Raw genomic sequence first — 12,009 nt, 5'->3', positions numbered from 1 at the left:
CTCAGCGCCTCCCAAGTAACGCCTTGAGGTAGGTCTGCACCGCGCGAGCATTGACAAAGCGCGCGGCAGCATCAATGCGACGCTGGCGATGCACGGCTCGCGGCGTGGCCATTTGCGCACTGATCGCGGCGGCGAGCGCGGCGGGGTCGTCGACCTCGACCAAGGGCGCGACGGCACCATCGGCGAGAATTTCCTGCGGGCCATACGGGCAGCGGGTCGCTACCACCGGCGTGCCGGTCGACAGGGCTTCGACCAGGGCGTTGGGGCTGCCTTCGAAACGTGACGACAAAACAAAGCAATCGGCCCGAGCGATTTCGGCGATGGGGTCGCTGGCATACCCCGGCAGATCGCAACGCTCTGCAACGCCGAGCGCTGTCGCCTGGGCCAGCAGTTCGCCGCGCAAAGCGCCTTCGCCGAAGATGATCAGCCGCGCATCGCCTTGCGGCAGGCGGGCGAAGGCGTCGATCAGGGTGTCGAAGCCTTTTTGTTGCGCCAGGCGTCCTACAGCGACGATTACCGGGGTGGTTTTGTCCTTCAGCCAGGGATGGCTGGGCGCGGCGGCGGGTTTGTCGCGAAAATCGTTGTCGAGCACCGGGTTGTCAGCGGTCGTCACATCGCGCGGGCGGGCGATGGTGGTGTCGACCAGGTCTTCGGCGACGCCTTGCGACACGCAGATCACCGGGTTGGGAATCAGCCGGTACAGCCACGGCGCCAGCCAGTAGGCGAGCTTGACCGACAGGGCCGGGTTGACGTGCTTGTCCCGCGAAAAGGCATTGCGCTCGCTGACGTGCAGCCGCGCCAGCGTCCCGGACAGCGCGGCGGCGGCAATCGCCACGACGTTGACATGAGTGAGCACTGCCAGTTGCGCGTCGTAGCGGTTGCTGCGCAAAAAGCGCATCAGCGCGGGCACGGCGGCAGCGCTGCGCGGGCTGTCGAGCAACACTTGCCTGACCCGAGGATCGAGCGCCGGCTGATTGATGCCGGCACCGGTGAGCATCAGCAGTGTCACTTCATTGCCAGCCTCAACCAAGGCGCCGGCGAGGCGCACCATCATTTTCTCCGCGCCACCGGCGCCGAGGTCCTGGAGGATGATCAGCAGCTTTTTCATCGGTTCCACACCTGGTAATAGGCCTGGGCGGCGTATTGGCTGGTATAGGGCAGGATCGCTTCGCTGACTGAATGTCGGGCTGGAGCTGCCGGTTCGCGGTTGGCCAGACTGTCGAGCATTGCCTCGGTCAGGGCCGGCACATCATTGACACCGACCAAACGCCCGAGGCGTCCATCGTCGAGCAACTCGCGCGGCCCGCTGCCACAATCGGTGGAGATCACCGGTGTGCCCAGCGCCAGCGCCTCGACCAGCACCGTCGGCAAGCCTTCGTGCAAAGAGCTGAGCACCAACAGTTGCGAATGGCGGATCAGCGGATAGGGATTGCGCAGATGCCCGGTGAAATGCACCAGGCGTTCGATGCCCAGCCGTTGTGCCTGCGCTTCAAGCGCTGTGCGCAACGGGCCGTCGCCGGCAATCACCAGATACGGCAGCGGGCGTTGTTGCGCCGCCAGCGCGTAGGCGTCGAGCAGCAGATCGAAGCCCTTGGTGTGCACCAATCGGCCGATGCCCAGCCAGTAATGATGGGGCACACCACCGGGCAACGGCGCTTGTGCCGCACGCATCAGTTGTTCGCTGATCACTGCGTTCGGGCAATAACGAATACGCGGTCGCCCCCACGGCATCAACCCGGCAAGCGACTGGCGCAGACCGTGGGACACCGCGACCACCTTGCCGCTGCCGCACAGGTACAGCGCGTACAACAGCCGCAGGCTGGCGCGCCCGGTGTTTTGCTCGGCGCAATCCAGCGCGGCGTGGCGGGTGTAAATGACTTTGCAGGAACTGCCCAGGGTGGCGAACCAGGTGCAGAGGTTGGCCTGTTCCTTGGCGCCAATCAGATGCGTCACGCACTCGCGGCGAATCAGCCGGCGCAACAGCACGATCGATTTCAGCCAGCCAGCAAGGCCGCCGCCGCCACCGGCCATGCTCGGCGCGCCGTCGACGTTGGGCGAGTCGCCGTTCATGACGAAAAAACTCACCCGCCGTCCGTCCGCCAGAAACTGCTCGGCGAGGCGTTGCTGCACGCACTCGACGCCGCCGCCAGTCTGGTAATCCTTGAGCGTGAACAGAATATGCATCGGCACAATCCTCATGGGGCAGTGACATTGATTGCCACTTGCTGGCGCAGAATCAGTTCGGTCAGGCGCAGGGCATTGCTCGGGTAGTCGAGCAGGTAACGCTTGATCGTGTGCGGCTCGCGGTACATGCGGTAAAAGGCGCGCAGGTGCAGGCGATTGATTGCGTCGGGGTAGTAACGCTCGCTGGCATTGGCCTCCTGACGAATGAAACCGCCGCAGGTGAACGCCACGCCGCTGAAACCACCGCGCAGCGCTTCGAGGACAAAGCGCTCCTGCAGACCGGCGCCGAGGCCGACCAGCAGCAGGTTGGTGCGCTGTCGGCGGATGTCAGCTTGAAGCGCGGCGCCTTGCTCGACATCGAAGAAACCGTTGTGCGCGCCGACCAGTTGCAGGTGCGGGTACTGCATGCCGAGCTTTTCCACGAAACGATCAAGCTCGGCCTGCCGCGCACCGACCACGTAGACGCGTTTGCCGCGCTGCTCGGACTCGCGCAACACCAGGTCGGCAATCGAGGTGAAATCGAAACTGACCCGTTGCACCGCGCGCCCGGTGATGCGCGACATGAACCCGGACATCAGCATGCCGTCGCAGAAATACGCCAGCGACGACGGCGGCTGGCGGATGAAACTGCCGATCGAGGCGAAGTTGAGAAAGGAGAAGGCCCGGTTGGAGTCCAGCAGCGCCGGCGAATAACGGTCGAGCAATTCCAGGCGGATCATGACGCGAGATCCTGTGCTTCAGCGGCGCAGGTTGGCCGGCCGACGCTGATGTAGGTGAAGCCGCGTGCGCTGAGGCGTTGCGGATCGAACAGATTGCGGCCATCGAAGATCAGCGGATTTTTCAACTGGCGGGCGAGCAGTTCGAAGTCCGGCGCGCGAAACGATTGCCATTCGGTGACGATCACCAGCGCGTCGGCATTTTTCAGCGCCGCCTCTTTGGTCCCGGCCAGCGTCAGGTCATCGCGCGGGCCGTAAAGCTGCTGGGCTTGTTCCATGGCTTTCGGGTCAAACGCCTGCACGCTGGCGCCGGCTCGCCACAACGCCTCCATCAACACGCGGCTGGGGGCTTCGCGCATGTCGTCGGTGTTGGGCTTGAAGCTCAGGCCCCACAGCGCGAAGGTTTTGCCTTCCAGCGCGCCGTTGAAGTGCTCGGCGATCTTGTGGAACAACGTGCTTTTCTGCTCGTTGTTGCGCGACTCGACTGCGCGAAGCAGGCGCGCATCGATGTCGACGCCGTGGGCGGCATGGATCAACGCCCGCACATCCTTGGGGAAACACGAGCCGCCATAACCGATGCCGGGGTAGATGAACTGGTAGCCGATGCGCGGATCCGAGCCGATGCCATGGCGGACCATTTCGATGTCGGCGCCAAGCTTTTCCGCGAGCCCGGCCATTTCGTTCATGAAACTGATCTTGGTCGCGAGCATGCAGTTGGCCGCGTACTTGGTCAGTTCGGCGCTGCGCACATCCATGACGATGATTTTTTCGCGGTTGCGATTGAACGGTTCGTACAGCTCGCGCATCACGGCTTCAGCGCGCGGGCTGTCGGTGCCGATGATTATCCGGTCGGGGCGCATGCAGTCGTCGACCGCGCAACCTTCCTTGAGAAATTCCGGGTTGGAAACCACATCGAAGGTCAGTGCACCACGGCCGCTTTCGCCGAGGATGGCGCTGATGCATTCGCGCACCCGGTCCGCCGTGCCCACCGGCACCGTGGATTTGTCGACGATGATCTGCTCGCCGCGCAAGTGCTCGCCGATGGTGCGGGCGACGCTGAGGACATGTTTGAGATCCGCCGAGCCGTCCTCGTCCGGCGGCGTGCCGACGGCGATCAGCAACACGTCGCCGTGTTTTACCGCAGCGGCCAGATCACTGCCGAATTGCAGGCGACCGCTGTGATGATTGTCCCGCACCAGGCTTTTCAGACCCGGCTCGTAGATGGGCAGGCTGCCGTCATTCAAGGCTTGCACCTTGGCCGCGTCGACATCCACACACAGCACGTTGTGGCCAACCTCGGCCAGCGCGGCGCCCTGGACCAGTCCGACATAACCGATACCGAATACACTCACATTCATGGGAAAACCTCATGCGTGGCGGGGTGGGCCAGAGCGCTGGCCGCTGTCAGTAGATGTTTTTCGAGAACAGGGTGAAGGGCGTCTTCAGCAGGATCTTGATGTCCAGCCACAGCGACCATTGATTGATGTAATTGAGGTCCTGGGCGACCCGGCGCTGCATCTTTTCCACGGTCTCGGTTTCGCCGCGATGCCCGGTGATCTGTGCCAGCCCGGTGATGCCAGGCTTGAGCCGATGCCGCGCCATGTAGGCGCGCACCTTGCCCGTGTAATAGATGTTGTGGGTGACTGCGTGCGGGCGCGGGCCGACCAGCGCCATGTGGCCGAACAGCACGTTGAACAGTTGTGGCAACTCATCGATGGAGCTGCGCCGCAGAAAGCGTCCCAGCGGTGTGACGCGGTCGTCGTCGCGGGTGGCTTGACGCACTTGCTGATCGTCGTGCACGCGCATCGAGCGAAACTTCCACACGCGAATCACTTCGCCGTCGCAGCCATGGCGGTTCTGCTTGAACAGCACCGGCCCCGGCGAGGTCAGCTTGACCGCGATGGCCACGCCAAGCAGCAGCGGGCTGAGCAGAATCAGCGCCACCGCAGCGACGCTGCGTTCGAACAGGTCCTTGCAGAACAGGCTGCCGGGGTGCGAAGTGAGCAGGCTTTCGTTGAGATAGATCGCCGGCATCCGCTCGATCTCGGAGATCGAATGATTGAGCAGGACCATGCTGCCCAGATCCGGAATCCACACCACGTCGACGTTCATGTCGAGCAGGTTGATGTACAGCGCTTCGATGGTCGCTGCCTCGGCCATCGGCAGCACGATGTACACGCGCCGCGCCTGCAACCGCGTAATGATTTCGCGGATGTCCTCGACCTCACCGAGCAGCGGCAGAATGCTCGGCGCCGGGCCGCTGTCGGCTTTCGCCGCGACAAAACCGAGCAGCAGCGCGCGATCCGGGTCGAGCAGTTTGCGCGCCAGTTCATGGGCGGTCGGGCAGGTGCCGATGATCACCGCGCGCCGCTCGTTGCAGATCATCTTGGTGTACATGCGCACGAACAGGTGCAGGGGCAGAAACGTCGCCGCCTGGGCGAGAAAACCGACCACGGCCCAGACAATCACCACCTGCCGCGAGAACAACGCGCTGGTCTGGGTGACAAAGGCGATGCTCATCAGCAGCCCGAGCAGAATCAGCCAGCCGGCGAGCAAACGTCCGAGCCCGACCAGCAGACCATGGCGCTTGTGGTAGACCTGCACCAGGCCGTAGACCGGCATCGAGCCAAGTACCGTGAGGATGATCAGCAAGCGGTACTCACTGGGCAAGTCGCCGATGCGCCAGTGCACCAGCACGATCAGCAGGAGGTTGACCAGGGTCATTGCGCACAGCCATTGCACCCAGAAGGTGAGGCCGCGACGGTGTGCCATTTGCGCGGAATATTGCGAGGTCATCGGCGCGATCTCCGATTCGTCGAACAGGAAAGGATTTGCTGTTGCCGGGCGGCACGGCCCGAAGGATCAGCGCGGGGCGAAGTCGTAGTCGTAGAAGGAACGGGAATGGCCATGGCCGTACTTGCGCGCCTTGCGCAGATCGACCTGATTGAGCACCACGCCGAACACCGGCGCCTGGCTCTGCTGCAACACGGCGATGCTCTTGCGCACCTGGCCGACCGGCGTGCTCTGCGCCTTGACCACGTAGATCACTGCGTCGGAGTGCTGGGCCAGCAACAGTGCGTCGCTGACGATTTCTGCCGGCGGCGAATCGATGATGATGTGCCGGTAGCGCGACTTGAGAATCTGCAACAGCCGACCGAGGCGCGGTGAACTGAGCAAGTCCTGGGCGGGGGCCACGGCATTGCTTGAACTGCTCGAGGCTTTCAAACGCGGTGCCTCGAACGGGTCCAGCGCCGATGGCGACAGGCAGCCGGCCGGGAGCATGTCGAGATTGCCGACGCTGCGGATGCAGTCTTCCAGCCGCGCGCTGCCGGCCATGAGGTTTGCGAGGCCGGGGCTCTGCGGCGGAAAATCGAAGTTCAGCGACAGCGTCGGCTGACGCATGTCGGCATCGATCAGCAGCACCCGTTCCAGCGGCGCCAGCGACGAGGCGAGATTGTTGGCGATGGTGCTCTTGCCTTCGCCGGACACCGAAGACGTGACCAGCACCACCTGCGCCGGGCGTTCGTTGTTTTGCAGCATCAGCCAGGTGCGCAGGTTGCGGATGGTTTCGCAGAAACGCGGGTGATCGTTGTCCTCGAACAGCCGCGCCAACTGCCGCCGGCTCTTCTTCATCACCAGCGGCACGACACTGAGCAACGGCACATTGAGCAGGCTCTCGACGGTGTCGTCGGTCTTGAAGGTATTGCTCATGGTATCGAAGAGGAAGGCGAGGGCGATGCCGACGATCGCTGCGACCAGCGCGACAATCGCGAGAATCAGGTTCTTGCGCGGTTTGCTCGCTTCCAGCGGTGCGATCGCCGGGTCGACGATGCGCGCCTTGGCCGAATCCATGTCCGAGGTGGCGGCGGTTTCCTTGAGGCGGGTGACGAAGGTTTCGTAGAGCGCTCGGGTGCTGTCGACTTCACGCTGGAATTCGCGCAGCTGGAATTCCTTGCGCGAAATGTCCTGAATCTGCGCCTTGTTGCTGTTGAAGGATTTGCGCAGGGCGTCTTCGCTGGCCACTGCCAGTTGATACTGGCGCTCGATACCGGCGACCACTTGCTGCACTTGCAGGCGCAGGCTGTTGGCCGCCGTACGTTGTTCGGATCGGGCGGAGATCAGCGCCGGGTGCTTCGGCCCGTAGCGGCCCGACAACTCTTCGACTTTGGCCTGGGCCTTGGCCAGATCGGCCTGGAACTGCTGAATCAGCGGATTGCTCAGCACTGCAGGCACGCTGGACAAACGACTGATGTCGCCGTTGCTCAAGGCTTGCGCCTGACGGAACTGGCTCTCCGCTTCGGCACGATCGCGGCGCGCATCGATCATGCGGTTGCCGGTCATCTGCAGCTCGTTGGCACTGATGGTGGCGACACCGTCGACATCGACCAGACCCTGTTCCTCGCGATAGGCCTGCAACTTGTTTTCGGCGACGCGCAGGTTGTCGCGCAACTCGACCAGGCGGGTGTTCATCCAGCTGGTGTTGTTTTGCGAAGACTTGAGGCTGGTGTCCTGCTGGCTGTCGATAAAACCCTGGGCGAGGGCGTTGGCCACCGCCGCAGCGAGTGCCGGGTCGGGCAACTCGACGTCGATTTCCAGCAACTGACTCTTGCCGACAAACTTGACGCTGGTGTGCAGCATCAGGCTTTGCGTGACGTCGTTGAACACTTGTTCTTCGGTTGCTGGCGGCTTCGGCGGCGGCAGCAGATCCAGCCATGGCAGCCACTGGTCACGATTGAGGTCGGCCAGCCATTGGCGCGGGGTGAACCAACTCTGCGCCTGCTGGCGTGGATCGGTGATCGGGTTGGTAGTCAGGCCAAGTTTGCGCACGGCGCGCTCGGCCAGCTCCCGCGATTGCAGCAGGGCTTGCTGAGTCTGCAAGTAATCAGTGGTGGTGGCGCCGCCGGATTCGGCGGCTTGCTGAAAACTCAACACCGGCGGCGTCTTGTCCTTGATCAGCAGTGTCGCACTGCCGACGTACTGCGGCGTGATGAACGACAGCGCCGCCACGGCCAGCGCGCAACTGAGCAGCACCAGCCAGGCGATGTTCCACTTCGCCGACCAGATCACCCGCCACAGGTGCAGCAGATCAAGGGTATCCGACTCATCGGCGGCTTGCGTTGGCAAGTGGCCCTGGAGCGGACGTTCGAGGTAGGTGCTTGGGCTGTTGTCCATGATCAGAAAAAGCCTTGTGCAATGGAAATGGTGTCGCCGGGGGCGATGACGGTGGTGCGCGAGATGTTCTCGGTGACCGGCGGGCCGCCACTGCCGCGCAAAATCGTCACGCGTTTCATTGAGGCGCGCTCGGTCAGGCCGCCACCCAGGGCGATGGCTTTTTCCAGGGTCAGCCCGGGCTGAAAGGGATAACTGCCGGGCTTCTGCACCTCGCCGTTGATGTAGAACGGGCGGTATTCGATCTGGCTGAGGCTGACTTTCGGATCGACCAGATAGCCTTGCTTGAGGCCGTCGACGATTTTTTGTTCGACCTGATTGGGCGTCAGGCCCTTGGCGACGATTTCGCCGAGAAACGGGTAGGAGAAGGTGCCGGCATCGTTGAGGCGGATCTTCTTGAAGCTCAGTTCCGGCTCGCCGAACACGATGATGCGCAAGACATCGCCAGCGGCCAGGCGGTAATTGGTGTCGGTGTCCGCCGCCTCGACCGTGGGCACTGTCCAGAGCAGCAACAACAATAAAATCAGGCGCGTATGCATGGCCCAACCCTCCTACAGACTGACGTCGAACGTGATCTGGAAAACATTGCGGGTGAAGCTTTCGTTGTCGGCATCGGAATCGTTATCGCGGTGGCGGTAGGCGACTTCGACGTCCAGCCAGCGGCGCATTGCGTAATTCACGCCGAGTTTGTAGTCCTGCAAATCGTCGCTACGGTCCTGGCCTTCGTAGACGTAATGGCCCATGCCGACTTCGGCAACGCTGGTGATGCGTTCGGTCCAGCCGTGACGCCAACCGATCTGGGTGAAGGTGGCTTTCACCGCGTCGGAGCCGTCGTCGCCTTCGGCCATGGCCTGGCGGGCGAGAAAGGTGAAGGTCGAGTAGGTGCGCGGTTTCCACGCCAGATCCACTTGCCAGGTCGGGTTGCTCAGATCGTCGGAACCGCTCTGGTCGAAGTTCTTGCGCTCGTAACCGACGCGCAATTTGCCGGTGGTTTTCGCCGTCATGTCCCACTCGGCACCGGCCAGCACTGCGTCGGAGCGACTGCTGCGCGGGCTGTTCGATTGCAGGTAGTCGAAGCGGGTGTGGTCGTATTCGAGCAAACCACGGGTCTTGCTGCCGAGGCGGTGATACCAGGTGCTGGTCAGGTTGCTGGTGTTGCGCTCCTTGTCATCGTTGATGCCGTCGGAGTTGTCATAGCGCAGTTGTGCGTAACTGGCGCCGAGGTCGATCTGGTTCAGCGCACTGCGCGCGCCAAAGGTGTAGACGCCGCCGACGCGCTGACTCTCGATCTTGTCGTTGATGCCGTCGACGGCGGTCGAGGTGGTGCGCTCGTATTTGCGCGCCTCGGCTTCGAGTTTCAGACGATGCCGATCAGTGAACTCCATGATGCTGTCGGCGCGCAGGCGCTGGGCGGTGTTCGAAGCGTCCGAGGCGCTGTGATAGATGTAGCGGGTCGGTTCCCAGATCACCCGCGTGGCACTGTTGCGATCCTCGGCCTTGAGCTCGAAGGCCGGCGCCAGACGGGTGACCATGGTCGATTCGACATCGTGTTCGACTTCGCGAAAGTTGTCGTCATAGCTTTCCGACAAGGCAAAGGTCGGGGTGAAATCGAAGCCGTAGACATTGATCGCTTGCGGCTCAACGCTCCAGGCAGCTTCGGGGACACAGCAGGCGACGACTAAAACCAGGGAACAGCGAGGCTTCAGAGCCATGGATCACGCTCCTGATTAAGGGGGTCGGGGTCAGGGCGAAGCAGATCCGGACTATTGTCGCTGGCGTTCGAGGTAACTCAGCGGGACGCTGACGTGCTGTTGGCGGTTGAGAAAATTGAGCAGGATCATCACGCGCTCATCGCCGTGCATGGACAGGAACACGCCTTCGAGCGGGGACAGTGGGCCCTGGACGATTTGCAGAGGTTCGCCGGGCTTGAGTGTCGGTTCGGCAGGAAAACCGAGCGACTCCTGGCTGCGTTCGCGCAATTGCGCAATCACGTCTTCGTCGACCCGGGCGGGCACATGGTTGAATTCGACGATGCGGCTGACACCGCGGGTCGAGCGAATCGGTGCCCAGTTATCGTCGCGGCTCAGTTCAATGAATACGTAGCCGGGGAACAGCGATTCCAGTGTTCGTTGGCGTTTGCCACGAATACTTCGCTCGCTCATCAGCTGCGGCCGAAAGGTCGAATAGTTCTGTTGCTGCAGATTGAGTTGTGCCCGTTCATCCTGGCGGGGCTTGCACTGCAATAAATACCAGTTAGAGCCGTTGCGGCAAACCGTTAGCATGCTGGAGTACTCCATACATAGCGATCGTGTAAGCAGGGCGGCCGATAACGTGGGACTAGCCGCCAAGCTTGCTAGTAGGTAGTAGGCTGATCAAGGCAAAGTGCCGAGCCAGATGCATCAATGTTTATTGGCAGAAGAAGTGTTTCAAAAATGAATCAACTTGATTGGGTTGTAGTTATATCCATGGCCGTCTTGGCTATAACGAGTCCGCGCTTTTGTTTGAGCAAAGCTACCGCACGGTTCGCAGTTGCGACCTTCAGGATCCAATTACATAAATAGCCGGAGAGCAGAAAAGTGCGCGTCGGCGCGAGCTCATCGGGCAGTGATTAGTTATCGGCCAGTCTTTGCAAGCTGTCAATTGCTAACAGTCAAAAACATTACCTTTCATCCGCTGATGATGGCCATCTCACGTAGGTTATTGATTGGTAAAGGTGAAATTTATTCGTCGGGTTTTTTAAACTTTTCGAAGTTGTTGAAGTCGCGGAGGTTAGATGGTGCGCGTGATAGCAAATTAGTTTCAATCTTACATGTTTCGGTTCGTAAGAAGTTTTGATTTTAGATGCCTCGCGTCGGATGCTGCTGGCCCGGGTAACTAAGGTCGTCTATGAATAGTTACGGTCGTTCGCGGGTAAATGTTCGTGCTGCATATTTCTTGAAGTCAAACCGCTGAGCCGAGGCAATCATGAGTGTTCTGGTAACGGGTGCCGCAGGTTTTATCGGTTATCACACGGTCATGCGTTTATGTCGCGAAGGGCTAGAGGTTGTGGGTATCGACAATCTCAATCCTTATTACGACGTCAAACTCAAACAGGCGCGTTTGCAGAGATTGCAGACGCTGGCCAATTTTACGTTTCAGCGGCTGGACATTGTCGATCAGAGCGCTTTGACCGCGTTGTTCGAACACGGCCACTACAAACAGGTCATTCACCTCGCTGCGCAGGCCGGAGTGCGCTACTCGCTGGACAATCCTGATGCCTATGCGCAGTCGAATCTGGTCGGGTTTCTCAACGTTCTGGAAGCGTGCCGTCGTCACCCGCCAGAGCACTTGATCTATGCATCGAGCAGTTCGGTGTATGGCGCCAATACCAAGATGCCGTTTGCAGAAGACGATCCGGTCGATCAACCGGTTTCGTTGTACGCCGCGAGCAAACGCGCCAACGAACTGATCGCGCACAGTTACTGCCATCTCTACGGCTTGCAGGCCACCGGCCTGCGCTTCTTTACCGTGTACGGCCCGTGGGGTCGACCGGACATGGCGCTGTTCAAATTCACCGAAGCGATGCTCAACGGGCGCGCCATCGACCTCTACAACCAAGGCGAAATGGCGCGCGACTTCACCTTTATCGATGACATTGTCGAAGCGATTTTCCGACTGCTCGACAAACCGCCCGCACTCAGCGCCGAGCGCGGCACCAATCGCCTGTTCAATATCGGCCGCGGCAGTCCAGTAGCGCTGATGAGCTTCGTCGAATGCCTGGAGCAGGCACTGGGCATCAAGGCTCAGCGCCGTTATTTGCCGATGCAGGAGGGTGACGTGCTGAAGACCTGGGCCGACGTGTCGGCGCTGGCACGCTGCATCGACTTCAGCCCGCAGGTGCCGATCGAGCAGGGCGTGCAAGCGTTCGTGCAGTGGTATCGCGAGTTTTACCAGGTCTGAT

General features: G+C 61.3%; 10 protein-coding genes. 1 reads left to right on the top strand and 9 read right to left on the bottom strand.

The annotated features are described in order from the left end of the window. Nucleotide 1 precedes the first annotated feature (1 nt). From V8J63_RS03500 to rfaH, 9 genes are all read right to left on the bottom strand, one after another. Entirely contained in the window at nt 2-1,108 is a 1,107-nt protein-coding gene (locus V8J63_RS03500; protein ID WP_129998626.1) for a glycosyltransferase, read from the bottom strand. Continuing rightward, nucleotides 1,105-2,184, bottom strand: coding sequence for a glycosyltransferase (locus V8J63_RS03495; protein WP_336463582.1), 1,080 nt, complete (start codon nt 2,182-2,184; stop codon nt 1,105-1,107). Before V8J63_RS03495 ends, V8J63_RS03500 begins: the two co-directional genes overlap by 4 nt. An 11-nt stretch (nt 2,185-2,195) precedes the next feature. Continuing rightward, on the bottom strand, nt 2,196-2,903 hold the full coding sequence (locus V8J63_RS03490; protein ID WP_336463581.1) for a WecB/TagA/CpsF family glycosyltransferase: 708 nt from the start codon (nt 2,901-2,903) through the stop codon (nt 2,196-2,198). After that, the gene (locus V8J63_RS03485) at nt 2,900-4,258 is read right to left on the bottom strand and encodes a UDP-glucose dehydrogenase family protein (protein WP_336463580.1); all 1,359 of its coding nucleotides are present in this window, start codon (nt 4,256-4,258) and stop codon (nt 2,900-2,902) included. The genes V8J63_RS03490 and V8J63_RS03485 overlap by 4 nt, the downstream gene beginning before the upstream one ends. Before the next feature lie 46 nt (nt 4,259-4,304). After that, complete coding sequence (locus V8J63_RS03480; RefSeq protein WP_336463579.1) at nt 4,305-5,696, bottom strand: undecaprenyl-phosphate glucose phosphotransferase; 1,392 nt, start codon at nt 5,694-5,696, stop codon at nt 4,305-4,307. A 66-nt stretch (nt 5,697-5,762) separates the two neighbouring features. Then, nucleotides 5,763-8,072, bottom strand: a complete 2,310-nt coding sequence (locus V8J63_RS03475) for a GumC family protein (RefSeq protein WP_336463578.1) — start codon at nt 8,070-8,072, stop codon at nt 5,763-5,765. A gap of 2 nt (nt 8,073-8,074) precedes the next feature. Further along, nucleotides 8,075-8,608 (bottom strand): polysaccharide biosynthesis/export family protein, encoded by a 534-nt coding sequence (locus tag V8J63_RS03470; RefSeq protein WP_130909790.1) that lies wholly within the window; start codon nt 8,606-8,608, stop codon nt 8,075-8,077. A gap of 12 nt (nt 8,609-8,620) precedes the next feature. Then, the gene (locus V8J63_RS03465; protein ID WP_130902501.1) at nt 8,621-9,781 is read right to left on the bottom strand and encodes an outer membrane beta-barrel protein; all 1,161 of its coding nucleotides are present in this window, start codon (nt 9,779-9,781) and stop codon (nt 8,621-8,623) included. 51 nt (nt 9,782-9,832) lie between these two features. Continuing rightward, on the bottom strand, nt 9,833-10,351 hold the full coding sequence (rfaH, locus tag V8J63_RS03460; protein ID WP_071172314.1) for a transcription/translation regulatory transformer protein RfaH: 519 nt from the start codon (nt 10,349-10,351) through the stop codon (nt 9,833-9,835). A 682-nt stretch (nt 10,352-11,033) separates the two neighbouring features. On the opposite strand from rfaH, the gene V8J63_RS03455 reads away from it, so the two are divergent. Then, nucleotides 11,034-12,008: an NAD-dependent epimerase gene (locus tag V8J63_RS03455; protein ID WP_122704519.1), complete on the top strand. Its 975-nt coding sequence runs from the start codon at nt 11,034-11,036 to the stop codon at nt 12,006-12,008. Nucleotide 12,009 lies beyond the last annotated feature (1 nt).

The organism is Pseudomonas sp. CCNWLW23 (genome assembly GCF_037095675.1).
Lineage (GTDB): Bacteria > Pseudomonadota > Gammaproteobacteria > Pseudomonadales > Pseudomonadaceae > Aquipseudomonas > Aquipseudomonas atacamensis.
Note: the sequence above shows the minus strand (reverse complement) of the source record. Positions and strands in the feature narration are given on the sequence as shown.

Bases quoted from the DNA above. Each gene is read 5' to 3' on its own strand.
- V8J63_RS03500 (WP_129998626.1), bottom strand. From the start codon at position 1,108: ATGAAAAAGCTGCTGATCATCCTCCAGGACCTCGGCGCCGGTGGCGCG.
- V8J63_RS03495 (WP_336463582.1), bottom strand. From the start codon at position 2,184: ATGCATATTCTGTTCACGCTCAAGGATTACCAGACTGGCGGCGGCGTC.
- V8J63_RS03490 (WP_336463581.1), bottom strand. From the start codon at position 2,903: ATGATCCGCCTGGAATTGCTCGACCGTTATTCGCCGGCGCTGCTGGAC.
- V8J63_RS03485 (WP_336463580.1), bottom strand. From the start codon at position 4,258: ATGAATGTGAGTGTATTCGGTATCGGTTATGTCGGACTGGTCCAGGGC.
- V8J63_RS03480 (WP_336463579.1), bottom strand. From the start codon at position 5,696: ATGACCTCGCAATATTCCGCGCAAATGGCACACCGTCGCGGCCTCACC.
- V8J63_RS03475 (WP_336463578.1), bottom strand. From the start codon at position 8,072: ATGGACAACAGCCCAAGCACCTACCTCGAACGTCCGCTCCAGGGCCAC.
- V8J63_RS03470 (WP_130909790.1), bottom strand. From the start codon at position 8,608: ATGCATACGCGCCTGATTTTATTGTTGTTGCTGCTCTGGACAGTGCCC.
- V8J63_RS03465 (WP_130902501.1), bottom strand. From the start codon at position 9,781: ATGGCTCTGAAGCCTCGCTGTTCCCTGGTTTTAGTCGTCGCCTGCTGT.
- rfaH (WP_071172314.1), bottom strand. From the start codon at position 10,351: ATGCTAACGGTTTGCCGCAACGGCTCTAACTGGTATTTATTGCAGTGC.
- V8J63_RS03455 (WP_122704519.1), top strand. From the start codon at position 11,034: ATGAGTGTTCTGGTAACGGGTGCCGCAGGTTTTATCGGTTATCACACG.